Source organism: Pseudomonas sp. GW823-FHT02F05, from assembly GCF_058797315.1.
In genome coordinates, this window is the sequence record NZ_JBXAJM010000001.1 from 280,727 (window position 1) to 304,536 (window position 23,810).

At 58.3% G+C, this 23,810-nt stretch carries 29 protein-coding genes and 1 tRNA gene; 14 read left to right on the forward strand and 16 right to left on the reverse strand.

From position 1 onward, the window contains the following. Positions 1-4 precede the first annotated feature (4 nt). The 12 genes from AC1RAC_RS01305 to AC1RAC_RS01360 form a co-directional block, all read right to left on the reverse strand. Positions 5-343: a head decoration protein gene (locus AC1RAC_RS01305; protein ID WP_072446470.1), complete on the reverse strand. Its 339-nt coding sequence runs from the start codon at positions 341-343 to the stop codon at positions 5-7. Beyond that, entirely contained in the window at positions 340-1,482 is a 1,143-nt protein-coding gene (locus AC1RAC_RS01310; protein WP_492616030.1) for a head maturation protease, ClpP-related, read from the reverse strand. The genes AC1RAC_RS01305 and AC1RAC_RS01310 overlap by 4 nt, the downstream gene beginning before the upstream one ends. After that, positions 1,479-2,960: a phage portal protein gene (locus tag AC1RAC_RS01315; protein WP_492616031.1), complete on the reverse strand. Its 1,482-nt coding sequence runs from the start codon at positions 2,958-2,960 to the stop codon at positions 1,479-1,481. Before AC1RAC_RS01315 ends, AC1RAC_RS01310 begins: the two co-directional genes overlap by 4 nt. Next, positions 2,960-3,166 (reverse strand): phage head-tail joining protein, encoded by a 207-nt coding sequence (locus AC1RAC_RS01320; RefSeq protein WP_023658791.1) that lies wholly within the window; start codon positions 3,164-3,166, stop codon positions 2,960-2,962. Before AC1RAC_RS01320 ends, AC1RAC_RS01315 begins: the two co-directional genes overlap by 1 nt. Position 3,167: 1 nt before the next feature. Next, entirely contained in the window at positions 3,168-5,192 is a 2,025-nt protein-coding gene (locus tag AC1RAC_RS01325) for a phage terminase large subunit family protein (RefSeq protein WP_492616032.1), read from the reverse strand. Positions 5,193-5,195: 3 nt separating this feature from the next. After that, the gene (locus AC1RAC_RS01330) at positions 5,196-5,798 is read right to left on the reverse strand and encodes a terminase small subunit (protein ID WP_072446462.1); all 603 of its coding nucleotides are present in this window, start codon (positions 5,796-5,798) and stop codon (positions 5,196-5,198) included. Positions 5,799-6,004: 206 nt separating this feature from the next. Continuing rightward, positions 6,005-6,349 (reverse strand): phage holin family protein, encoded by a 345-nt coding sequence (locus AC1RAC_RS01335; RefSeq protein WP_043046669.1) that lies wholly within the window; start codon positions 6,347-6,349, stop codon positions 6,005-6,007. Positions 6,350-6,866: 517 nt separating this feature from the next. Further along, complete coding sequence (locus AC1RAC_RS01340; protein WP_072446460.1) at positions 6,867-7,232, reverse strand: PA0613 family protein; 366 nt, start codon at positions 7,230-7,232, stop codon at positions 6,867-6,869. Next, entirely contained in the window at positions 7,225-9,441 is a 2,217-nt protein-coding gene (locus AC1RAC_RS01345; protein WP_492616033.1) for a VapE domain-containing protein, read from the reverse strand. Before AC1RAC_RS01345 ends, AC1RAC_RS01340 begins: the two co-directional genes overlap by 8 nt. Then, on the reverse strand, positions 9,431-9,658 hold the full coding sequence (locus AC1RAC_RS01350) for a TraR/DksA family transcriptional regulator (RefSeq protein ID WP_492616034.1): 228 nt from the start codon (positions 9,656-9,658) through the stop codon (positions 9,431-9,433). Before AC1RAC_RS01350 ends, AC1RAC_RS01345 begins: the two co-directional genes overlap by 11 nt. Then, positions 9,651-10,169 (reverse strand): phage regulatory CII family protein, encoded by a 519-nt coding sequence (locus AC1RAC_RS01355; RefSeq protein WP_492616035.1) that lies wholly within the window; start codon positions 10,167-10,169, stop codon positions 9,651-9,653. Before AC1RAC_RS01355 ends, AC1RAC_RS01350 begins: the two co-directional genes overlap by 8 nt. A gap of 328 nt (positions 10,170-10,497) precedes the next feature. Next, a complete protein-coding gene (locus AC1RAC_RS01360) occupies positions 10,498-10,758 on the reverse strand; it encodes a hypothetical protein (protein ID WP_492616036.1) in 261 nt (86 codons plus the stop codon). A 78-nt stretch (positions 10,759-10,836) separates the two neighbouring features. On the opposite strand from AC1RAC_RS01360, the gene AC1RAC_RS01365 reads away from it, so the two are divergent. Further along, entirely contained in the window at positions 10,837-11,562 is a 726-nt protein-coding gene (locus AC1RAC_RS01365) for a LexA family protein (RefSeq protein WP_492616037.1), read from the forward strand. A gap of 59 nt (positions 11,563-11,621) precedes the next feature. On the opposite strand, the gene AC1RAC_RS01370 is transcribed toward AC1RAC_RS01365, so the two are convergent. Next, positions 11,622-12,935: a hypothetical protein gene (locus AC1RAC_RS01370; RefSeq protein ID WP_492616038.1), complete on the reverse strand. Its 1,314-nt coding sequence runs from the start codon at positions 12,933-12,935 to the stop codon at positions 11,622-11,624. 336 nt (positions 12,936-13,271) lie between these two features. On the opposite strand from AC1RAC_RS01370, the gene AC1RAC_RS01375 reads away from it, so the two are divergent. The 11 genes from AC1RAC_RS01375 to AC1RAC_RS01425 are packed head-to-tail and all read left to right on the forward strand — an operon-like array spanning position 13,272 to position 19,900. Next, on the forward strand, positions 13,272-13,862 hold the full coding sequence (locus AC1RAC_RS01375; protein ID WP_492616039.1) for a hypothetical protein: 591 nt from the start codon (positions 13,272-13,274) through the stop codon (positions 13,860-13,862). A gap of 9 nt (positions 13,863-13,871) precedes the next feature. Then, complete coding sequence (locus AC1RAC_RS01380) at positions 13,872-14,156, forward strand: phage antirepressor KilAC domain-containing protein (RefSeq protein ID WP_003207591.1); 285 nt, start codon at positions 13,872-13,874, stop codon at positions 14,154-14,156. Then, positions 14,143-14,361 carry a hypothetical protein gene (locus AC1RAC_RS01385; RefSeq protein ID WP_492616040.1) on the forward strand — a complete coding sequence of 73 codons (219 nt, stop codon included), beginning with the start codon at positions 14,143-14,145 and terminating at the stop codon, positions 14,359-14,361. The genes AC1RAC_RS01380 and AC1RAC_RS01385 overlap by 14 nt, the downstream gene beginning before the upstream one ends. Beyond that, positions 14,312-14,638 (forward strand): pyocin activator PrtN family protein, encoded by a 327-nt coding sequence (locus AC1RAC_RS01390; RefSeq protein ID WP_073453738.1) that lies wholly within the window; start codon positions 14,312-14,314, stop codon positions 14,636-14,638. Before AC1RAC_RS01385 ends, AC1RAC_RS01390 begins: the two co-directional genes overlap by 50 nt. 47 nt (positions 14,639-14,685) lie before the next feature. Further along, positions 14,686-15,084: a FliH/SctL family protein gene (locus tag AC1RAC_RS01395; RefSeq protein WP_492616041.1), complete on the forward strand. Its 399-nt coding sequence runs from the start codon at positions 14,686-14,688 to the stop codon at positions 15,082-15,084. Then, positions 15,081-15,623 (forward strand): phosphohydrolase, encoded by a 543-nt coding sequence (locus AC1RAC_RS01400; protein ID WP_492616042.1) that lies wholly within the window; start codon positions 15,081-15,083, stop codon positions 15,621-15,623. The genes AC1RAC_RS01395 and AC1RAC_RS01400 overlap by 4 nt, the downstream gene beginning before the upstream one ends. Continuing rightward, a complete protein-coding gene (locus AC1RAC_RS01405; protein ID WP_492616043.1) occupies positions 15,620-16,102 on the forward strand; it encodes a hypothetical protein in 483 nt (160 codons plus the stop codon). Before AC1RAC_RS01400 ends, AC1RAC_RS01405 begins: the two co-directional genes overlap by 4 nt. Then, positions 16,099-17,931 carry a DNA cytosine methyltransferase gene (locus tag AC1RAC_RS01410; protein WP_492616044.1) on the forward strand — a complete coding sequence of 611 codons (1,833 nt, stop codon included), beginning with the start codon at positions 16,099-16,101 and terminating at the stop codon, positions 17,929-17,931. Before AC1RAC_RS01405 ends, AC1RAC_RS01410 begins: the two co-directional genes overlap by 4 nt. After that, complete coding sequence (locus AC1RAC_RS01415) at positions 17,931-18,167, forward strand: DUF4224 domain-containing protein (RefSeq protein WP_134327662.1); 237 nt, start codon at positions 17,931-17,933, stop codon at positions 18,165-18,167. The genes AC1RAC_RS01410 and AC1RAC_RS01415 overlap by 1 nt, the downstream gene beginning before the upstream one ends. A 3-nt stretch (positions 18,168-18,170) precedes the next feature. Further along, positions 18,171-19,235, forward strand: a complete 1,065-nt coding sequence (locus AC1RAC_RS01420; RefSeq protein WP_492616045.1) for a tyrosine-type recombinase/integrase — start codon at positions 18,171-18,173, stop codon at positions 19,233-19,235. A 56-nt stretch (positions 19,236-19,291) separates the two neighbouring features. Next, entirely contained in the window at positions 19,292-19,900 is a 609-nt protein-coding gene (locus tag AC1RAC_RS01425) for a hypothetical protein (RefSeq protein ID WP_492616046.1), read from the forward strand. 124 nt (positions 19,901-20,024) lie between these two features. Here AC1RAC_RS01425 and AC1RAC_RS01430 read toward each other — a convergent pair. Together AC1RAC_RS01430 and pvdQ are read right to left on the reverse strand one after the other, a co-directional pair. Then, positions 20,025-20,098: transfer RNA gene (locus tag AC1RAC_RS01430), tRNA-Cys, on the reverse strand. Positions 20,099-20,312: 214 nt separating this feature from the next. Continuing rightward, entirely contained in the window at positions 20,313-22,592 is a 2,280-nt protein-coding gene (pvdQ, locus tag AC1RAC_RS01435) for a bifunctional acylase PvdQ (protein WP_492616047.1), read from the reverse strand. Positions 22,593-22,830: 238 nt separating this feature from the next. On the opposite strand from pvdQ, the gene AC1RAC_RS01440 reads away from it, so the two are divergent. Beyond that, positions 22,831-23,211, forward strand: a complete 381-nt coding sequence (locus tag AC1RAC_RS01440; protein ID WP_034127544.1) for a hypothetical protein — start codon at positions 22,831-22,833, stop codon at positions 23,209-23,211. 10 nt (positions 23,212-23,221) lie between these two features. Here AC1RAC_RS01440 and AC1RAC_RS01445 read toward each other — a convergent pair whose 3' ends face one another. Then, the gene (locus AC1RAC_RS01445; protein WP_014718591.1) at positions 23,222-23,416 is read right to left on the reverse strand and encodes a hypothetical protein; all 195 of its coding nucleotides are present in this window, start codon (positions 23,414-23,416) and stop codon (positions 23,222-23,224) included. 174 nt (positions 23,417-23,590) lie between these two features. On the opposite strand from AC1RAC_RS01445, the gene AC1RAC_RS01450 reads away from it, so the two are divergent. Continuing rightward, a complete protein-coding gene (locus AC1RAC_RS01450) occupies positions 23,591-23,722 on the forward strand; it encodes a hypothetical protein (RefSeq protein WP_254914091.1) in 132 nt (43 codons plus the stop codon). The last annotated feature ends 88 nt before the right edge of the window (positions 23,723-23,810 follow it).

A 23,810-nucleotide genomic window follows, 5' to 3' on the forward strand; every position in this document is an offset into this window, starting at 1 on the left:
CGCCTTAGCGGACGATCACGAAATGGGCGGCCAGGGCCTTTTCGGCGGCGGGGTCGAGTCCGGTCAAGTGCGCTTCGCTGACCTCGGCCAGCCGTACGATGGCGCGACCACGCCGGGGCACATCGGATTCACCCAGCGGCCCATAGAGGATCGCGATGGCGTTCTCGGTGCCGTCCTCGGCGGTTGGGTGGTACGGGGCAAACTCGCCAGTGAGGGTGACCAAGCCGAGGATCTGGCCTGGCTCCAGGGCTGCACCTGCCGCGACGTTGATCGCTTCGCGGGAAATATTGCCGGCGCCTTCGGACAGCAGGAACTCACCTGCATGCATCGATTCAGTTTTCATGTTCTTGCTCCTTTCGAGTTGCCGTTCTGCGCTGCCTGACGGGAAGCCCAAATTGATTGGGTGTCGACCTGTTTGGCCTTGATAGTGGGTGCTGGGTCGTTTTCCAGCGGCAGGCTGTTGTCGATCTCAAAGCCACCGCCGTTGCCCACCAGCTTGTCAAACAGACGAGCCCTTACAGCGGCTTCGTCCAAGCCCGCAGAGATGAACTCACCGGTCAGTTCCGGCAGTCGTGCCGCGACACAAAGACCGTGAAGCGCTTTCGCCCTGGTCAGCGCAGCCTGGACCACCGCTTCGCTTTCCAGCTTGGTAGTCGCGAGCAGCGGATCCACCAGGTTGCTGATGCCCGCCGCCGCACACCCCTGAGTGACCATCAGCGCCAGCATGGCCACATCCAGCACGGGCACCGGTTCCGGTGGATCACCAGGCTCTGGCGGATCCACCTCGGGCTCTTCATCCATCTGCGCGAGTAGCTCGGCCGGCGCATGCTGGAACCGCTGCAGCACACTGCCCTGGCCGAGACAGGCTTTGACCTTGAGACCATCACCCACCTCATCCGCCAGACCCAACGCCACCGCCTCATTGGCTGTGAGCCAAGTCTCAGCGTTGACCATACGCCGCAGCTCGGCCTCGTCGATATCCGGCGCCTTTGACTTGTAGGCCGCGATAATCGCTTCCAGGGTCTGGTCCAGCACATCAGCGACCCGACGGAAATCTTCGGCATCACCACCGGCATAGGTGTAGGGGTTGTGGATCATCAACATGGCGTTGGCCGCGATCACCACCCGGTGAGCGCCGCAGACGGCAACACTGGCCGCGCTGGCTGCCAGGGCGTCAATACGACCGGTACAGCGCTCTCCCAAGCGCGACAGCGCGTTGTGGATCGCCAGCCCGTCGAACAGGTCACCACCAATACTGTTGAACGCGACGATTACAGGTGAGACGCCGTTATCCATGGCGCGCAAGTCCTGTACGAACTGATTGGCGGTAACGCCCCAGGTACCGATCTCGCCGTATACGAACACTTCGATAGTGTGTTGCTCGGCTTCGCCGCTAGCCCTGAGGGTGTACCAACTTTTATCCGTGACTTTTACCTGCTTGCCAGCCTTGTCATAGATGCGCGGTAGCGCTTTTTTACTCATGGTTGTTCCTTGTCATCGATCACTTCGATGACTTCAAGAGTCGTGTAATTGAGGCCGAGGTCTGTAGCCCTGGCGAGGTCGGCGGCGTTTTCCGCGTCGACCGTTTCCGAGTCATAGCCGGTGCGCAACACCATCTCGCTGCGAGAGGCAAAACCCGCCTGCACTTCCATCCGCCGCGCCTGAACGTCCTGCACCGGCTGAATGTAGGCCCAGCCCTGCGGTACCCAACGCGTGCGCAGGTATTCGCGACGCCGTTGCGCGTAGTCCTCCAGCACAAGGGCGCCAGACAACACCGCCATGTCCATCCATGCTGCCCGCACCGGGCGACAGAGCTGATGCACATAAACGCCAAATTGCAGCTGCTCCAGGCGCCGCCGGAACTCGTTGAGTACAACCCGTAGCGCCCTATCGTTAACCTCCCGCATGTCGCCGGTGAGGATCTCGTAGGGCGTGCCCGAACCTGCCGCCGCTGCCATAAGTTGCTGCCGCATGAAATCCGGGTAGTTGTTGCCGGCGTCCGGTGGCTTGGAGAACTCGACCTCCTCACCAGGTGCCAGCTCCTGCATGGTGCCGGGCTCCAGCGCGACCATCGGCGTGAAGCCGTCGCGGTCGGTGACCAATAATTGCCCGGTGACAGGATCACGGGGTGTTTGCCCTGCATCGGGCGGCGGCCTGCTGATGAAACCTGCGAACAGGTTGGCAACCTCTTGGCGGAACAACACGGCATCGTCGTAGTTGTCCAAACTGCGAAGACGCTTCAGCACCGGCGCCAAGCGCGGAACACCACGCAACTGCCCGGGCTCGACCGGTTCAAAGATGTGCAACACCTGAGAAGCTGGCACTCGCACCAATTGGTTGTAACCGCTGTTCAACGATGAAGAATCGCGTGGGTGCGAGCGATACATCCAATAGGCCACGCGCTTGCCGGCCGGGTTGAACTCAATCCCGGCGCGGATGATGTTGCCGTTTTTTGTGGTCTCAAACTTGTCGTGTGGGACAAATTCCGGGGCCAAGGTCTGCAACTGCAACGGTACCGCCAACCCTTCATCCAGGCTGCGAGGACGTAACCGAACAAAGCACTCGCCTGCGGTTTCAACGGTGCGAGCGACCAGCGCTTGCATCCCGTAGAAGTCTGTCAGCTCGTCGGCATCCGCTTCGTCCACCCAGTCATCCCACAGCTGTTGCTTCACCTTCCGCAGCGCTGCGTCATCGGTTGTCGGCCGGGGTGTGATGCCGGTGCCGATCAGGTTGCTGACACGCTTGTCGATGACATTGAAGGCGTATGGATCATTGCGCACCGCCGCCCGCGAACGGGCGCGCAGGTTTCGCAGCGCGGGAGTGTTGATGCTGTTGATGCCGTTGTCGCTGGCTTCCCAGCTCGCCGAACGGCGGCCCTCCCCGGCGCCTTCGTAGCTGGCCTTGATGTTCGAAGGAAGCAAGAATCCACTACGCGAGAGCGTCGGAAATTGTCGTGCCATCAGATCCCTTTGCCTCCGTGGGTAAGCCGAACCACGCGAGAGCGGGGTCCGGCGGCCTGGATCAGCGACGTGCGAATCTCGTCGCGGGCCTTGAGCAGTTCGTCGATGGAGCGGTACTCCACCGTGCGGTCGCTGTAGCGCACGGTCTTTTCACCGCGTGCGATGGCGCGCTCGATGACTTCGAGGTGCTTCGGGGTAAACGACATATCAATTTCTCTTCAGATAGCCGCTGGTGGAACGACGGCGTTGCGGGGGTGCGGCAGGTCGCGATTGGGCGACAGGTGCAACCGGTGCCGGTGATGGAAGCGACTGACGCGCCGCAACCGGTGCCGGTGTTTCGTCAGCCTCGAAGCGTTCGCCCTGCACCGGCTTTACGCCCACCACATCGTCGAACAAACCGGACTGAGCCAGCGCTTGTCGCACCCGCTCCCAGTCGTGTTCCTGGTACCGGTTGATGCCGAGGTAGTGCGCCATTGCCAGGCAGTACACCATCAGGTCGAGCGCTTCGTTGCGCTCTGCCTTGCCCTTGACCCACTCGATACGCTTATAGCCTTTGATGTATCGGGCGACCTTGCGCTCGGCAACGCACTGGGCGAAAAACTCGTCCGGCAGGTCGTTGGCAAAGTGCAGCGAGCCTGGGCCATCCTCGAAGGCGTAGCGGTTGTAGATCCAGTCCTTCGCGGTGTCGGTGCCGACAAACCACAGCTCGGCGCCACCGCGTTCGGTCTGGCCCTTCCATGTCACGTCGACCATGGACGGTCGCTGAGCAATCACCGGTTTGCCGGGCTTGCTCGCGCCCTTGATGGCGAAGATGTTGCGCCAGCGCCGCACACGGCAGAACTGGTATACCTCGTCAGTGTGATGACCGCCGGAGTCGACGCCCGTCGCCAGGATCGCCAAACCGACACCGCAGGGATGGCGGTATCGAACCTTGAGTTTCTCGTCCAACACCGCCCAGGTGCGCTCATCGGCAGGTTCGCCCCAGATTACCTGGTGGTCGACCACCCAACGCTCCATGCCGACACCGAAACCCATCACCATCAGCTCCAGGCGGTTGGCCTGAACGTCGACGGCGCCGGTCAGCATTAGTACGCCCGACGGCATACTGCCGAGGGTGTAGGTCTCCAGTCGTGCCCGAGCGACCAGCACTTCGGCCTTGGTTTGCTCTTGCGCGCTGTCCCAAACCTTGGCGAGACGGGTGTTGTAGAACACCTGCATCAAGCCCATGTCGCCCTTGGCTTGGGCCTTCTTGGCGTCTTCGAACTCCTCGGCAAGGGAGGCCCAGTCCTTCCAACCAATCGGCGAATAGAGCGCGTTCAGGTGGAAACCCACCGTCTTGCCGTCGCCGTTGCCATGGGCACGCCACTCACCACGGGCGAGCATGTCGGTCTTGTGATGCTCCTCGATCAGCACATCACATTCAGGCGCGGCGCACTGGTAGTGAACCGTGCTGTAGTCCTTGCTGTAGAGCAGCCTCTCCCATTCCAACACCTGCATATGCCCGCATGTAGGGCATGGCACGTAGTAGTAACGCTGGTCACTGGACTCGAACAAGTCCGAGATCCGCGAGGCGCCCTTGATCGTCGGCGAGCTGGAGAAGTAGATCTTGGCGTTGCGCCCGAAGTTGGTAGCACGCGTTTCTGCCAGCACGATGGGGTCACCTTCCTGGCCGACGTCGTTCTCCCAGCGGTCAACCTCGTCGCCGTAGATGTAGCGTGCCGACAATTCGGATAGGTTGGCAGCCGAGCCCGCCGTGGTGACGTACAAGGCGCCGCCCTCGAACTCCTTGGTGTCCATGGTGTTGCGGGCATCCCGTGAGCGGCTGGCTGCCACACGCTTCGCCAACTCTGGGGTTGCCTTGATCGTCTTGCTGATCCGCCCGGAGACCCGCTTGGACAGGCTCAGACTGGGCAACAGCGCCAGGATGTTGGACGGCGCCATGTGGATCAGGCCGCCCATCCAGTTCAAGGCGATCTGGGTTTTCATCAATTGCGAGGCCACCATGGTGACCACTCGCCGGCACGGATGCGCCGGTGACAGGCACCGCATCGGCTCTCGGGCATAGGGCGTCCGGTCGGTGCGGTACTGGCCCGGTTCAGGCGCGCCAGTGTCTCGCGGGATGCGCATGTACTCGTCGGCCCACTCGTCGATCCAGAGGTCTGGGTCGGGTCGTAGCCCACGGAAATACGCCTCACGGTACGCACGGTCACCGTCAGGAAATTCCGTGTTCATAGGTCAGCTCGTCGTCATCGCTCGTTCAAGATCGGATGAGGACATGCGTTCAGCCTCTTCCAGTGATTTACGGAGTGTCGCCGTCAGGTGTTTTTCGATGTCCCAAGGGTCGGTCATGGCTGCCAGCTTGTGGGACAGCTGGGGCAGCAGGCCGAACAACTGGTCACGCAGATGTCGCCCCGCGTTGTAGGCACCAAGCTCTACCGCGTCCCTGGCGACCAGCGAGCCCTGAGCCTTGTGCAACTCGATCTCGGCCAGTTGCGCCAGGTTGTATTCGCGCATGGCGCGAGCTTTCTGGAAGTCGTGGCCCTTCGCACCGCCGGAGATAGGCTGCTGCGGCGCAGCCGTGTTAGTCGGCTCGACCAGGGGGGACAGTTGACTGTAAACGTCACGCTGGATCCGGTCCTGCTGGTGTCGAGCCGCGACGGCAGCCTTGCTGGGGTCGGCGGTTTCGAGGATCAGCGCTTCAGTTGCCAGCACGTCCACCTTCTTGCCATCCGGCGAAAGCACCAGGCGGTTGTTGTCTTTCAGCCAGGTGATGTAGCTCGGCGTCCTGCCGATGCGAACCGCGAAAGCGCTTTTAGACAGGAACAGTGGATCCGTCATAAGCCCTCCTTTTCAACGGCTTTTCAATGGAAACCTTTCAATTTCAATGGATTGAATTTCAGTAAGCTGGCGAGCCTGCCGCTAACGCTTTCCCGCGGGTTTCATGCCCCGTGTCCCTCGAATGCTCCCAGGGTCCCCGGCGACTTTTCGATGCACCATTTTGATGCGCGGCCCTGAAAGCCACGTATTACGTGGCCTCCAGACCATCAAGCCTGACCGCTTCCCGAGGGCGGCACATCGCACACGCCCAACCGTTTAGCGGCCCAGCGTTCGTACAGGCCTATGGCAACATCGGCGCCGGCCATTGCAGTGAGACAGCCAATGCTGCCCGCCGCCAATACCGACATGCCCGATGCATGCAGCAACATCATGGTTGACAGCCCGCAGACCACGCAGGCACCAGACCGAAGGAGCAGCCGGCGAATCAATGACCAGCCGCTTACCCCGGCTTTGTCTGCCCGCCATGCCTCGCCCGATATCCCGCCGACCAGGGACAGCACGATCACCATCCAGATCGGCATATCAATAAGCGCTTGCTGCTCGTTCGTCATCGCCCTACCCCATAAACGCAAAAACCCGGCGCGATGGCCGGGTTTAGTGTGGTGGTGAGTCCCGCTGCTTGCGGTCGCACCTATCGAAGATGGGTACTTTTTACAGGTGGATTTTACTGGCAGCAAGCGGGTTTTAATGCCATGGCGCAATACGGGTGCAATACAGGTATGACGCAGGTGCAACACAGGGACAACGCATTCAATCGGCTATCGCTTCTGGTGCCCTGTCCTGCCTGTCCCACTATTCAGAATCGAAGTAGGACAGCTACAGGCGCCTAAATTCGGGGCTTCGTCCAACTGTCCTACCTTATTTAACTTTCTCTTGTGTACAGAGAGAAAGCTAAAAGCACGCGTGCGCGCCATGGGCGCGATTACGTGCCCGCTATGCTCATGTGTGCGTGGGGCGGGTGAAGGTTGGACGGTCGGACAGCCCAGCAACGGCGTGGCCTGCGCCTGTCCAACTGCGCTAAATGCGAGTCGGACAGTAGGACAGAGGCATGCGAAGTGACGCCCAGGGTCATGCAGCTTTTCCCATCAGCATCCCTTGGATGAACACATGGGCGTCATGGAGGCGCATGTAATAGGTCCTTGAGCTGCAGGCGCAGTGCAACAGCTTCTGCGAGAGGAAGCTTTCATGGTTGCAGTAGTGCTCCCAAACGACCAGGGCAAGACGGGGCGGCAGGTGCTTCTTGACGATCAGCTCGATATCCACCGATTCATCCAGCAGCACCCGACTGCCGCGAGTGCCGCGTATCAGCTCACCCTTGCACTCCATCAGCATAGCGATCATGTTGCCGCCGCTCGGCCCGCCAGTGTTCTCGGGTAAAGGCGAATGCAGATCCTGCGCCCACAGCTTGAGCATCTCGTCGATTCGCTTAATCAAAGCAAGGCTCCTCAATCACCGACTGTTGCAACGCAGGCAAACGCCCCCAGCCCGCAGGTTTTTCATAGGCCCACGGCCGCACGCCGCTTTTCGGCAATGCCGGCATTCGCCGCTTGCGCCAACCCAGCCGGTGCATGATCGCGCCAACCCGCATCTGCTCGGGCTTGCCCCAATGGCCGAAGTCAAGCTTCAGCGCCTGGGTCAGGATCTCGTTGCCGGTAGCGGTTTCCCCGATCTGCGACTCTTCCATCCAGGCCAGGATTGGCCCTTCCCATTCATCCACCACAAAGCGCTCGTCTTGAGCCTCGGCGAACATCTTGGATTCGTCCTTATTCACCCACCAGATATCGCCCGCTTCAAAGCAGAACAGCGCCTCTGCCCAAAGCTGGTCGCGGATCTCGCGCAGTTGCTCCAAATCGACCTTGTTGCAGAACACTGGCCAGTAACGACGGTTGCCCGTGGCGTCCTTGAGGTATTCCTCTTGGTTGGTGGTGCCCACGAAAACACACTGGCGTGGCACGTCATTCGTTCTGCGGCCGTAGCTTTCGCGGTAGGTGTCGGTGGACGCAGAGAAAAACTGTTTCGCCTTGGTGCTTTCAGCCTTGTTAAAACTGTCCAGCTCCCCCAGTTCGACGATCCACTTGCCGCGAATCGCCTGGAAGCTGTCCTTGTCGCCGAGGGCAAAGGGAGTGTCCATGAACCACTCGCCACCTAGCACGCCCATGGCCGTGGACTTACCGGCGCCCTGCCCGCCTTCGAGGATCATCACCGAGTCTGCCTTGCAGCCTGGGCGCATCACACGGGCGACCGCCGAAATGAGCCAACGCTTACCGACCTTGGCCGAATACTCACTGGCTTGGACACCCAGCACGTCGGTTAGCCAGGTTTCAATGCGTGGCACGCGATCCCATTCAAGCTTCTCCAAGTACTCACGCACCGGGTGGAAGGCGTGATCGTGGGCTACCACGCTGACCGCTTCGATCACATGGGACGCCTTGACCCGCAAGTTGTACTGCTGCGCAAGCCACTTCATCACCCGCATGTCGTCGATGTCGGCCCAATCACCGGCACCGCCGCCAAAGGGCGCGGACCGCAGCTTGACGATCTTGGAGCTGAACACGCTGTAGCCGATGACGCCCGCCCAGCGTTCGTCATTGCCCAGGATCAGTTCGACGTTTTGCATGTGCGCGATTAGGGATCCGTTTTCGGTGCGGGCAAGTTGATCCTTCCAACCACCAGCTGCTGGAGGCTTGACCACCGCTAGCACCTGGCGGCGGACGGCCTCCAACCCTTCGGCGATATGCAGGTCGTTGAAGTCGGTCCACTTGATTTCACGCTCGCCGGAGAAGACGGGGGCGACTACCTGACCACCGACGATCAGTGCCGCGTTGCTGGCCTTCTCTTCGCCGGGGTTCCAAGGATCGCCGTTGGGGCGTTTGGTCTTCCAGTCATCATCGCGACAGATGATCAGCGGGCAGCCCGGGAAGCGCTCGCGCATGGCCTTGGATACGGGTAACAGGTTACCGGCATCGAAGGCGATCGCGACCGTCAGCGAAGTCGCCATGTGCAAGCTAGCGCCCGTGGCGTAACCCTCACACACCAGCACTGGCTCACCCGGTTCAGGGTGCGGGCCGATCAAGTGAAAGGCACCCTCTTTCGACATGCCGTAGGGCCAGTAGGCCTTGTCACGCCCGGTGTCTTCCTGCTTTGCCGGGAAGATCACCTGCAGGCCGACGATCTGATCGCGCACGTTGCACATAGGCACCAAAAACGCGCCGGTACGTGGCGCATAGCGAACCTTGAAGCCGACGATTTGCTTTCGATCCAGGTAGGCGCTCTTACCCTTCTCGGGCATGCGCTTGAACAGAGCCGCTGCACGGCTGGCCGCTCGACGTGAGGCATTCGCCGCGACCTCGGCAGCCTTACGTTTGGCCTCTTCCTGGCGAGCGCGCATGACTTCGCGCTCCTCAGGGCTCATACGTCCGGCCTTGACCTTGATCTTCTGAGACTCACCGGACCGCCAATCACCGAAGCTGCCGAAGATCAACGTTCCGTTCTTCTCGGTGACATGCTCGTGGACCACGTACCAGCCGTTTTTTTCTTTGCCCTTGTCCTGGGAGGTTTTGCAACGGGTCAGCTTGCCGAACACCAAGGGTTGATCAGGCTCCAGCCCGTAATCAGAGAATTGATTGAGTACCTCATCGAGCATGGCGGGCCTTCCTGGCTTCGTCGATGGACTGGCAGGTCACACACTGGGTGCAACCAGGGATCGCAACACGGCGTGCCAACGGGATCGGCGTGTCGCAGCTTTCGCAGAACATGAACGAATGTGCAGCGGTGGCCGTTTTATTCGCATTGCGCGCTGCAAGGGCCTGATCCATCCGCTCTTGCACCAGTTCGTTGGCAAAATCGATAACGTCAGCCACGGCCAGTACCCCGCGTAGTCTGGTTTACGTATGTGGCCCGGTTGAGCATCCCCAACAGCCCCTGAATACCGCGAAACACCTGCAGGCGAATCTCGGCCAGTTCCTGATCGCTGACGACACCGTCGCCAATACTTTTGGCCCACGTATCAGCCAAATCAGCCACCTGACGGAAGTACGAGGCGATACCCGTGGTGAGGGTCTCGGGCATGTCACTGGTATAGGTTTCAGCCAGCTCCTGCCATGTGGTATCGCCGACCAGGGCATGCACTGCATCAAGAATGCGGCGGTCCTTGGTCAGTTCGAGGATCTCGCCGAACTCCTGGATCTTCACAGTGTGAGACGGATGGGTGGGAGACAGCTTGTGCTGCAGCGTGGTGGCATTACGGCCGGTGGTGACGGCGATTGCAGCGGCACCGCCGGGATAGTCCCGTGCGGCGTGGTACAGGGCTAATTCGAGCGTAAGGACTTCCCTTTGCGCTCGATCAACACAGCTTAAAGCTATTCGGCTCATGGCATTATTCCTACAAGGTTGCCAGTGCCCCGCGACATGCAGTGGTGTTACATTTGCCGCGTGGCTTGAAAGGGCCCAAAACGCCGGCTAGACCTAGGGATCGAACCGGCACCGTGCCGAGGCGAACAATCCGTTGTTCACCTCTGGCGCAACAGCTGCCCAATCTGTGGTGGAAAAGGCAGCAACCCAAGACATCCGTGTCTTGGTAGCGCGGTAAAGAGAGGTGGTTTGCATGTGGTGTGCCCGCAACTCTTTATCGCGACCCGACAGCACTGTGGTGGTGTGTGCCGGGAGGAACTGGGCGGCCCTTGGGTCGCCTTTTTTCTGTCTACGCTGCAGCTTTTTGCGGGGCCGATGCGTTAAGCAGCCAGGCAGCGTCAAACGCGTTGCCCTTTTGCTTTGCAGCGTTCGCCAAAAGTGCGGCGTATTGGGTTTCACCGGTGTAATCGGTGCGGGGAAGACTGGCAGCCAAGCGCCATTTATTGAGCGCCTGATAGCTCCTTTCACACACCTTGGCGGCGGCACCGATGCCGCCTACTGCTTCAAATGCGAACGCGATGGCGTTCGGAAAGTCGGCGGGGTCCAACATGGCAACCTCCATTTATCAACTCGCGGTTGATATTAACATCAACTGACTATTGCGCAACCCCTGTGAGAGTATCAACTCATGGTTGATAAGAACGAGCTACGGGCAGCTTTCACGGCGCGCCTTCACGAAGCACTCGACGATGCCGGTGTACGCACCCGGGGCCGTGGTGTGGATATTCACAAGCACTTGAAGAGTGTTGGGGTGGACAAAAGCCCCCAGGCGGTCAGCAAGTGGTTGAACGGCGACGCCATTGCAGAGGCTGACAGCATGGTCGCATTGTGTTCCTGGCTAAACGTACGACGGGAATGGTTAGAGTACGGTGTACAGCCGAAAGAGCGCTCCTGGGACGCCAGTATCCAAAGACTTGGTAGTGGACATGAGCCCAATGTCCTTGAACTCACGCGGCGATTTGAAAAAGTACCGCTTATTTCCTGGGTTCAGGCCGGCGCTTGGTGCGAAGCGAACTTCGAACTGCATGATGGTGAATCTTGGCTTTCGTGCCCCGTTCCAATAAGCCATAGTGGCTATGCCCTAAAAGTCCAAGGGGACTCTATGACGAATCCAGGACCTGGGCGTAGCTATCCCGCGGGCTGTATAATTTTTGTAGATCCTGAGGCGGAAACAAAGACTGGTGATCGCGTTATAGCTCGAGTACCACGCACCAATGAAGCCACCTTCAAAATACTCGTTGAAGATGCCGGACGGCAATTCTTAAGACCTATTAATCCACAGTATCCAGTCATTGATATAACGGAAGAGACGCACATTTGCGGAAAGGTTGTGGGTTCTTTTATACCCGAATAACCGAGTAGAAAGAGCATTGACATATTAATCATTAGAACAACCAATACTCTTGCCTCAAATCACATGCGATATATTCTGCTACCTGAAATCAATACTTGCCTAGCCACATACTGCATAAGCTTAATATCGGAACTAAGAAGTTCCGCCTCCTTTGAAAAAGGAAGTAGCAATTCGCCTCCAACATCCCGGCCGTCCGACTTCGTATGAACAATCCTGCACCTTATATCGTAAATCCTTTCTGCTATATCGCCTCTTAAATCTAATGACTCGTTAGCTAGCGGCACCTTATGAAAAGGGAGCAACTTCCCACCATTCAGATATAAATCTTTTAGCGCCGCATCGCTTTTTATAAACTCGCGAATTGAATCAGAGTCCGTACACTCAAGAATTGTAGCCTTCAGCTGAGAGCGCTCATCCCCATACGCACCGCTCCTGCTAACGTAAATTGCTGCCAACAATCGAGCGACGTCGGCATCTCTGTCATTACGAAATGTTGGATCTTTAAGAATAGCTTTAAGTTTTCTTTGAGCTTCAGACTGAGAATAGACAGGAAAATAAAACTCAACCACCTGATAATAAGCTAAAAACTGCAACAATGGCATCTCATCTGCACTCCTCCCGTACCAATACAATGACAAAGGCGCACTATCAAACTCAGAATTCGGAAATTGAAGATCTATTTTTTCGTCTCCGCTCAACTTACGAACGGGCCTACCGATTCTTTTCTTTTGCTTTTTTAAGATAAACGGAACATTTGTCAGCAAATCTAACTGAAACAATAAAGAATCCGCGCTCCGCGTAAGAATTTCGACAGCTTTATCATGCTGATTGATACTAAGACCCGACAGCTTCAGAGTCAGCCCCTGATGACTCGGAGTCTGTGTAATAACTTGATAGTTTCTGGTTCCAGGACTAATTTCAAATGTTACAGGATCTTCACCATCGCCACTAACCACCAGCTTAGGATTCATAGTCTTACGATAGGAACGCGGCCCAAACAACTGCCTATATATAGTAGACATCGACGGAACATGGCCATTGAAGGAGACAGGCCTAATCCCTACCTCTATCACCCCACCCTTATATGAACAGATAGCATCAAGATCGGATAAAAAACAGTAATCCTCAAAAGGCACTTCGAGAAAGTCTAATAGTGAATCCGCATCCCATGTTGAAACTTGCTTAACGCCCCGACCACACTTAAAGCCAAATTTATATGTCTTTTCACCTGCCTCATCAGTTATTTCATCAAAGGTGATTTCAGAAGCTGCACATCGAGCTGCAACTTTCTCCTTCGCATCAGCAAGTACGTGAGGCGGTACCTCCACATTGTCAAATTCGTCGTCTTCCAAGCTAAGGTCTATCACAGCCATAGGGCCGGTTCCTTCCGTGAGATTGATGTTGTTGAGCCACTATAAAGGAACGCACGCGAACAACCAAAAATGGTGAAAAATAATATCAACCACTGGTTGTTGACAAATAGCAACTATCGGTTGATATTTACCTCACTCTTCCACCACAGAGCGAGGTACAACCATGCACACCACAGCCACCCTGCACGTCCACCCGGCCGTTGCTAACCCCTTTCGCATCTTCGAGATTCGCCGCCTAGCGCAAGATTGCGGCTGCACCTTCATCGCGTCCAAACCCAAGCTGAAACAGCGCACTGAGCCCGCACCGCTCGATCCGAATGGCGGGGGGCACGCAGCATGAACAAGTTCAAGCTCGACAACCGTACCCTTGCCCTACTGCATGCCCAGGTCAATCTCAGCGAGACCTTCAGCCACACGTTGCGCACCACACCACGTCGCGATGTGCTGGCTTTCCGTTTGAAAGTCGAACGCAGCAAAGCGGACACGCACTTCACAGTTGAACTGGGCACCGAACGCCACACGCTGACCCTGACCAACAGCAAAAAAATGCACCTCAAACTGGCCGACTTCATCGAAGAAATTGCCAACGGCGCGGTCGACCCCAGCACAGCGCCCGAATCAACGCCGACTCTCCACGCAAACCGCCGCTATGGCGCGTTTGATGTTGAACACAAGCAACAAGTGTTCGAGCTGGTACGCACCGGTGGCGCGATCAGTCTCGATCTGGGCTTCGAGCAGCCTATTTATCTGGCTGTTCACCGCAACAAAACCCGCTCCGGCATTACCACCATCATGGGCATCGGAGTGAAGTCGCCGCGAACTAAGTGCTTCACGGTATACGGGACCGACGTCGAGCTGTACGGCATGGTTGTCGAATCCATCAACCACTTGGCCGCCGCAGCTACACCTGCCGCGCATGCAGCCTAGGAGGCCGTGATGGAACGTAGCCTTGAAAAAGCCGCCAAGTACTTCGGCATCACCCGCCCAAAGCTGATCGCGCTCATGCGTGAAAAGGGCTTGCTCAACGACCGCAACTTGCCGGCCTTCCCCGTCCGTGACCGTGAGTACCTGCGGATCAAGAACGGCAACTGGTACCACGAGACTGCCGGAATGCAGTACAGCCAATCGACCAAGGTCCGGCAAGCCGGAATGCCCTGGCTCGCCGAGCAACTGGGGCTCGAACTGCCAGCCATCCCGGCAGACAACCGTGACGTGGCCTAGGGAGTACGCCCGCCAGATCGTCGCCATGCGCACACGCGAGCAGCGCAACGCCGCGCTCCTCGAAGTGCCGGAGCATCTGCGGGAGCTGACCAAGCGCCATTGCCTGAATGCCTGGGACCATCCATCACGACTCAAACGCAAGGAGGCCGAGCCCCATGAGCAACACCAATCAAACACCGCTGCGGCTGCAACCGGCGCCGGATAGCGCAACCGTCGAGATGCTGCATCAACTCTTCGGCGACGTGCTTATCCCACTGGAAAAGCTGCGCGTGCACTACTTCAAGAACCTCAATGAAAAGACATTCATCGAGGCGATCAACGCCGGTCGCATCCAACTGCCGGTGACCACTCTGGACCACAGCGCCAAGGCATTGAGGTACGCCCACATCAAACACGTAGCCGCCCTGATCGACATCCGCGCTTACCGAGCAGATGAAGACATGCCGCGTCCAGAAACCGACTCAACCGAGCAAGGCCAGTAACCCCCAACGGCTGCCACCACCAGCCAACAACACCAGGAGCACACCACATGACTGCAATTCAAATATACGCACTGATCAGCATCGTTATCGCGCTTGGGATCCTCTACTGGGTCGGCTACAAGGGCGGCTTAACGGATGGTCGAGCTGAGGGCTATGAGGATGGCCACGCTCAAGGCTTCATGGATGGGATGGACCAGGGCGAGTCAGCAAGCGCTACCGAACTTGAGCAAGTCACCGAACGATGCCGGCGCCTGCAACTTATCTTGGATCTTCAACCACAAGATCGACTCACCCTGTTAGCTATCGCCGAAAAGCTGAAGCTTGCGGCTGACACCTTCCGAGCAGTGAGATCCGAGAACCAGGCAACGCAAGCACTAGCCTTACGCGACAAGGCTCTGAGCATGGCTGCCCTGATGGATCCGTTCACGCTGGAGGATGCAGCATGAACTTCATCTTCACCTTCACCGGCAAGCACTTCAACGTCTATGAGCCTGAAGTCGACATGATCGACCCACGGGACATATCGCACTCATTGGCCCACCTGTGTCGCTTCAACGGCCACACCCGCGAGTTTTACAGCGTGGCACAACACAGCTGCATCGTCGCCGAGCTGGTGCCGGAAGAACACAAGTTGGCGGCCCTGCTCCACGATGCGACCGAGGCGTACCTGGGCGATATGACCCGGCCACTCAAACAGTGGATGCCCGACTACCGAGGATTTGAGGACGTCGTGTGGGAACGCATCTGTGAGCGCTTCGACCTGGCCTTCGATCTACCCGCATGCATACACCAGGCTGACCTGATTGCGCTGGCCACCGAGCGCCGCGACCTCATGCCAACCGATCCGGCTATCTGGGATTGTTTGGTCGGCATCGAGCCCATGGTTGAAACCATCCGTCCATGGCCTGCCGCAGAAGCACGCAACACCTACCACCAGCGCCTGATGGACCAACTCGCCATCGAACACCGGAGGAAACCGGCATGAAGACCCAACAAGACAACACCATTGCCCTGCCCGCTTTGCTCCGCACTGCCAGCAGCGTCAGCACGCCAGAAACAAACAGTCTCTGCTGCGAAGCAGCAGGCATTATTGCTCCTTCCAGCGCCACTGCCGAGGTCCTTATACCCCACGAAAAGCTGCGCGGGGCAGCGCTCGCTGATGCAACGCTAAACGCTCAGGAACGCCCGCTCGCGCAGCCTGTCGTGGGGTATACGCCCGTCTCAAGGCATGCGGATTACGTAACAGAAGCAAGCCCAGGCCGGATGTATCTATCTGTCGACATCACCGATACCCAGCTAATTGACTGGCTGGATCAGCGAGGAAGCTTGTGGTGTGAGTTCGAAACCAGCCAAATCAGCTTCCCGCATGAGGAGGCTGATACCGAAGGCTATTCGCATATTCGCGCCGCGCTGCTCGAGGCTTACCCACAGGATCAGGCCAAACTGGCAGGAGGTGTCGCGTGACTGCCTTCCAATCGCAACTCTCGCCAGATTGCGCAGGCACTCCCCATCTGCGCTTGCGTAGATCCAAGCGCACCAGCAAGGCCGAAAGGGAAGTTTTCAAACCAACCCCGATCACCAGCGCGGTCCATACCCAGTTTGGCCTCAACCTGGTAGGCGGGATTCGCGTTGATCTTTTCGCCGGCGGAGGCGGCGCAACAATGGGCCAGGAAATGGCTACCGGTATGCCGGTAGATATCGCCATTAACCATGACCCCAACGCCATCAGCATGCACAAGCGCAACCACCCGAGCGCCGAGCATTACATCACCGATGTGTATGACGTATGCCCACACAAGGCCACCAGGGGTCGGCCGGTGCTGCACTTGCATGCCAGCCCCGAATGCACTCACCACAGCCTCGCAGCCGGCGGCCAGCCGCGCAGTACCACCAGCCGCTCGCTGTCCTGGGTGGTCATCAAATGGGCTGGCCAGGTACGCCCGCAGATGATCACCATGGAAAACGTGACACAGGTGCTCCAGTGGGGGCCGCTGATCGCCAAGCGCTGCCCAACAACAGGCCGGGTCATATGCCGCGACCTGCGTGTTGCCGATGTCGGCGAGCGGGTGCCGGTGCAAGACCAGTACCTGATACCCGATCCGAAACGCAAAGGCCAAACCTGGCGCCGGTTCGAATCAATTCTGCGCGGCATGGGCTATGACCTGCGCCACGGAAAGCTGAAAGCCAGTGACTTCGGCGCCGGAACATTGCGCGAACGTCTTTACCTAGTGGCCCGCTGCGACGGCAAGCCACTTCAATGGCCGGAGCCTACTCACGCGAAGGCACCAGCAAAGGGACAGAAGCCGCAGCTCACCGCCGCCAGTAGCATTGATTGGTCTATCCCCTGCCCCAGCATCTTTCTCGACAAGGAAGAAGGCCGCGCGGCTGGTGTGCGCCGCCCGCTGGTCAACAAGACCATGGAGCGTCTGCGCAAGGGAGCCAAGCGCTATGTGATCGATCACGCAGACCCTTTCATCGTCAGCGTCAACCACTCGGGCAGCGACGACTCGCGCGTTCACTCAGTCGATATCCCTACGAAAACCATCACTGGCTCCCATGGGTTCGCGCTGGTGACCCCAACGCTCGCACCCTTCATCACCGAGCATGCCAACGGCAGTAGCCAGCGCAACATGCCCGGCGACTCGCCGTTGCGCGCCATCTGCGCAAATGTCAAAGGTGGACACTTCGCCCTGACCGTCGCCTACCTGGCTCAACACAACGGCGGCTACAACGTCACCCCCCGGCACCACCCGAGCAAGCCCCTGACTGCGATCACCACAAGCGGCAGCCAGCAGAACGTGGTCACAGCACACCTGTGCACGCTCCGCAAAAACTGCGTTGGTCAGCCCATCGATGGCCTGGTGCCGACCATCACCGCCGGCGCCGAGCACCACGCCTTGGTCGAGTACACCCTGGCGCCGGAATACCAGGAGGGTGCAATGCGCGTAGCCGCGTTCCTGATGGGTTATTACGGCACCGATAACATCTACGACCTGCGCGACCCAGCAGCGACCATCACAACCCGGGATCGCCTGGCGCTTGTAACCGTCACGATCAAGGGCACCCCTTATGTGATCGTCGATATCGGCATGCGAATGCTCACCCCACGCGAGCTGTATCGCGCCCAAGGCTTCCCCGATAACTACGTCATCGATGTGGGGCACGACGGCCGCAAGTTCACCAAGCGCGCCCAGGTGCGGATGGTGGGTAACTCCGTCTCCCCTCAACCCATGGCCGCGCTGATTCGGGCAAACATGAGCGAGACCATCACTGAACAGCTGGAGGCAGCATGATGGAATTCCAAAGCGAAACTCTGGCCGACGAAGAGCTGGCTACCATCACCGGCTATCAGATCCCGTCAAAGCAAATCCAGTGGTTGACCGAGAACCACTGGGAGTTTGTTCTGACTGGTGCCCGCCGCCCGATCGTAGGCCGGGTGTATGCCCGGATGAAACTGGCCGGCGTTAAACCTTCCGCAGTCAATGCAGTGGCTGAAACGTGGTCACTCAACCTTGCGAACGTGAGTTGATCGATGCGCCGGAAAAATTCAGCCAACCTGGATCTACCCCCGCGGATGCTACGTCGCACTACCACGCTTAAGAGCGGTAAAATCTGGACGGGGTACTACTACAACGGCAGGGACGCCGACGGCAAACGCAAGGAGATTCCCCTGGGCGGCGATCTCGATCAGGCAAAAGTCGAATGGGCAAGGCTAGAACGCAAAGCACCACCAAAACCCAGCCACCTGCTAGGTGCGCTGTTCGACAGGTACGTCAAAGAGATCATCCCGAAGAAGGGGCTACGCACCCAGTCAGACAATATGAAGGAACTGAAACAGCTTAGAAAAGCGTTTGAGAAAGCCCCCATTGACTCAATCACACCCCAGGTGATCGCGCAGTACCGGGATGCCAGGACCGCGAAGGTTCGGGCCAATCGGGAAATCGCGCTGCTGTCGCACATGTTCACAATCGCGCGCGAGTGGGGTCTGACCAGCAACGCCAACCCTTGCTTCGGTGTACGGCGCAACAAGGAAAAGCCCCGCGACTATTACGCTGGCGATCTTGTGTGGAATGCGGTGTACGGCGAAGCCGTTCAGGAACTCAAGGACGCCATGGATCTGGCCTACCTAACAGGCCAGCGCCCGGCCGACGTGCTCAAGGTGGCCACCACCGACCTGAACGCTGGATTCTTGATGGTCAAGCAAGGGAAAACCGAAAAGAAACTACGCCTACGCCTGGAGGACGCCGGCGTCCAGTCCGCGCTAAGCGCCTTCATCGATGACCTGCAGGATCGTCGTGCGCTGAACGGCATAAAAACATCGAGGCTGATCACCAACACGTCGGGCCTACGGATGAGCCAGCAGATGCTTCGCAACCGCTGGGATGAGGCCCGCGAAAAAGCCGCCATCAAAGCTGGTGCCGACGGCGACGCAGCCTTGGCCATACTGATCCGCCAGTTCCAGTTCAAGGACATCCGGCCTAAAGCCGCCAGCGAGATCGAGTTAGCACATGCGAGCCGTTTGCTTGGCCACTCCACCGAAGAGATGACCAAGAAGGTTTACCGGCGCGTGGGTGAGATCGTAAAACCTACAAAATAGTGACGTGCTACATTCCCTCCGCAAACACCTTCATAAAGAAAACAGGAATGCCAGATATGGAAATGGTCATGACCACAGGTAATGGGGACGTATATAAATTCGACCTGGCCGTGGAGAAGGTTTTAGATGTCGAAATTATTATTGCTGCGGCCGAGACAGAAGACGAACTGGGGTGCGTGCTGCGCTTCCATCTAATGCTAGAAAGCCTCCTATCATTTTACCTTGATGAAAAATGCCAGGGCGAAGTGGGCAAATACGCTAAGCCTCCGCGCGACTTCGGCCAGAAGTTGGGCATGGCTGCTGCGTTCGGAATTCCGATGCAAATAGCCGCAGTGATCCATCAAGTAAATAATATGCGAAACAAACTCGCCCATGGACATAGTCCGCAGCTAGACAAAGGGGACGTGAAGCAACTCGCGAGACTTGTAAATTTAATGTCCGCCATCGACCCCGAATTCACGCCCTTGGAGAAACGCTACATCGAACTCCCTGTGAAACGTCCCGGCGAAAGGATAACCTTTGGTAAGGAAGGACCACGAATCGACTTCCTAATGGCATGCACTGCATTTTGGGGCACCGCAATAAATGCACTCACTCAAGAAGCGGCGCTGAATAAGCTACAGCTCCTCATCGAAGCTGAAATAGGCTCCGCGAATCAGCCTTAAGATTTACCCAGTCAGCCCATTTTCTGCACGGGATTGCGGAAACGATCCTAAAAGTTGCGGAAATGATCCCAAATCACAGGCAATAAAAAAACCCGTAGACCATTGATCTACGGGGCTTTAAGAGTGGAGGCCGAGGTCGGAATCGAACCGGCGTAGGCGGATTTGCAATCCGCTGCATAACCATTTTGCTACTCGGCCTCAAACGATCAATGCCCTGGTTGCTGACATTCACCGCATACAAACTTGAGTGGGCTACGTGAAGCCTGCCTCTACTCTAACTCATTGAATACATTGAAGTTTTTAATGCTTCGTTGCGTTCGATGGGCGCCATTATGTACTCATTTGCCTAGGCCTGCAACCCCTTGATTTCAAAAAATATTCTGCCTTGGCATCAAGGGGTTGCGCCTCTGCCCTACTCCTTCACCGTGTGGATTTGGTAGTGCGGGTCGGCCTTGATCTGGGCCTCGGTGAAGGGCAATGGGCGCAGTTTTTTCTCGGAGAAGGCTTGGGTCTGGTCCTTTGAATAGGCGGACGCCGGGTTGCTGGACTCGGAGAATGCCAGGACGCCGACTGCGTTGGGGCCTTTGTCGTCGAAGCTGACGATTTGCAGGTAGCTGGTGCCGCTGACGACTTCGCGCTTGCCGTCGGCGCGGGGCACGGTTTGCATGGCGTTGTAGATACCGAGTTCTTGCGGGCCGCCGTGGATGGGGGTTTGGCCGGAGACTTGGATATCGCCCCAGCGGGTCGGCCCCAGTTTGCTGACCTCAGCGCTGGAGGCCAGCATGGCTGCGCGCAGGGCCTTGGCGACCGGGGCGCGGTCGATGGCGAGGCCGCTAGGGGTGGTCAGGGGGTGGGCCGGGTCGAAGGCCACGCGCCAGGCGTCAGGGATTTGCTGCAGGTGCTGCACCAGGTTGATGAAGTGCACCAAGCCGACGCCGCTGTCGAGGTTGGCGCGCTGGTCCCAGTTTTTCAGGCTGGTGCACAGCGGCTGTAGCGTAGCGGCGTCAGTGCCCAGGTGTTTGGCGCAGAACGTCAGCAGGTCGGGCATGACTTGGCCCGCCAGGTACACCTCGTTGTCCATGACCATGTCTTGCAGATCAGTGACGGTGATCGGCTGCTGCTCGAGGGTTTGCAGGCGCTGGAGCGCGAAGCGCGCACGCGGGCCGAGGCCGATGTTGTCCTGGCTGATCACCGGCGAAAAGCCACTTAGCGGCGCCTTGGGGTTGGCCATCCAGGCGGAATCGTTGGAGTGTTGCACGTAGTCGGTGCGTTGCAACTGGGGCAACTGGTCGGCCGGGAAGATACCCGGCTGGGCCGCGCGCGGGTCGATGTCCCACGCGCAGGCGCTGTGGGCGCCGTCGAGTATGATCATTTGCAGGCCGGCCCGTGGGTCGCTGCATTTTGCCAGCTTGGCGGCGCTGACGTTGGGCACTACCGACAGGTTCATGTACAGGCTTTGGCCCTGGTCATCGGCGGCCAGGGTGTTGACCCAGGGGATGCCTTGCAGGGTATGCACTGAGGTTTGCAGCTCCTTGAGGCTACCGGCGCGATTCATGGCGTACCACTGTTGCAGCACCCGGTCGTTGCCAAGGTTGGCGTCGCGCAGGCTGAAGGCGTAGTGGTTGTCCCAGTCGAGCTTGCCCGGCCATTGCACCACGGGGCCGAACTGCGAACTGTAGACGGTGTGGGTCACGGCCTTGAGGCTGCCGTCAGCTTGCTTGACCTGTACCGTTACGGCGGTTTTATCCAGGGGGATGGACTTGCCGTCCAGCAGGTAACGGGTGGCGTCCTTGGGGTCGAGGGTCAGGCGGTACAGGGTGAAGTGTTTGGACGTGTCCACGGTGTGAGTCCACGCCACATGCTGGTTGAAACCGATGTTCACCACGGGCAGCCCCGGCAGTGCAGCGCCCATCACATCCAACTGGCCCGGGATGGTCAGGTGCATCTCGTAAAAACGCATGCCGCCCACCCACGGGAAATGCGGGTTGGCCAGCAGCATGCCACGGCCATTGAATGAGCGGTCACGGCCCACGGCAACGGCATTGCTGCCTCGATCCAGCGTGAAGCGTTGCTGGTTGGCGGCGGCCGTGGCAAAGGCTTTGGCACCGGGCTGCACACTGGCGGTGGCCTGCGGCGGTGCTGCCCCGACCAAGGCTTCGGCGAATTGGCCGATGCCCCCTTCCACCAATAGCCTGCGGGTCAACTTCACCAGGTCTTGCACTACCAAGGGCCGTACCCAGGCGGCCTGGCACTGTGCGGGTGCGCCCTTATCCTTGAGATAACGGTTGTAGCCGGCCACGTACCCTTCGATGCGCTGTTGCATCTCGGGCGTCTGGGCTTTCCAGAATGCCGCAACGGCCTCGGGTGTATTCAGCCAGTTGAAGAATACATCGCTGGCAAGGTTGTTGCGCTCTTCCAGGGTCGCCTGGTCCGGCCCGAAAAACCTCGCCCGCTCGCCATTGACCGTGACTATTTCATTGGCCAGCAGGCACAGGTTGTCCTGGGCATAGGCGTACCCCATACCTACCCCCAGGCCCCGCTCATCAGAGGCGCGAATATGCGGCACGCCATAACTGGTACGCCGTATATCCGCCGACGTTTGCGTCACTTGCTCGCGTGCCGATACGGCCAGGCTCAAGGCGAGTAACAGCCCTGCCGTGCCCACTCTGGACAACCCCTTGGAAATAATCACGCCGACTCCACAGTCAAATTGAACAGCCTCACGAGGGATGGTTACCCCACCGTAAGAACGCACATCGCCCGGCAAAATTTAACCGCACAAGGTTGCCTATCGACGGCGCAGGGGATGTGACAAACCTGATACCGACAAATTTTCTACATCCATCGTTTCATGATTTGCGTCACTCGTTCGTCTTATTACCCAAGAGCACCATCTTTTTCCTGATCAGGCTCTGAAAAGGAGTTTTTGCATGTATAACCCGCAAGTGCCCACGGATGGACATTCAAAGGCCGCAGATACCCACTATGGCAACGACGCACGGGCGTTCGGTAACGCGCCCGAACAGCAGGGCAACCAGCGCATCCGCCATTTGCTCAAGTGTTTCGGTTTGCGCACCAGCCTGATCCGGCTGAAGGTCATCGACGCCCTCCTCACTGCCGCCGACAACCAGCGCACCCTCGGGGTACGCGGCGTGCACAGCCATTTGCTGGAGCTGGGCATACCGTTGTCGTTTCTCAGCGTGCGCGAGGTACTCAAGCGTCTATGCAGCGAGGGCGTGATCACCCTCAACGCTGACAAGAGCTACAGCCTCCATGAAGAGGCTGCCAAGGTACTCGAAGGTCGTGCCTGACTGACGCCCGTCAGAAGTTAGGCTTGACCTTGCGGCGCATGATGCCGTTGATCACGACGACGACCACGGCAATCGCGATGGCCAGGTACTGGAAGGTTTTTTCACTGATCACGCCTGTGTTCTGCAGATAAGACAGGCCGAACATCGCGCCCAGTACAGCCAGGGCAATCAGAAGCGAGTATTTCAAGCGTTGCTTTTGGGTCATGACGAGTTCCTGAACCTGAAGAATGTATCCACTGTGTATCGCCGTGCATGCCAAGCACATACCCAGTCACGGGGATGGCGCGGTTTCGGCAGGGTCTTATGTTACAGGCGATGAAAAGTTTTGGCTTGCCCTCCGCCTGACAGGCCTTGCGAATACCCCTTGGAGAACTGTGAAATGCTGCGACGACTCATCCTGCTGGTTCCACTGATGATCATGCTGAGCCTGGGCGGTTGTTTCTTCTTCCCGCGCGGCGGGGGCTGGCATGATCACCGCTATGAGGGTGGTGGCGGTTACCAGCGCCGCTGATCTGCATCCGGATAACGCTTCGTGCACAACGCGTGCAGCACGCCTGGGGGCTTCACGCGTTACTGCATCGACATTACCTACTCGTCAG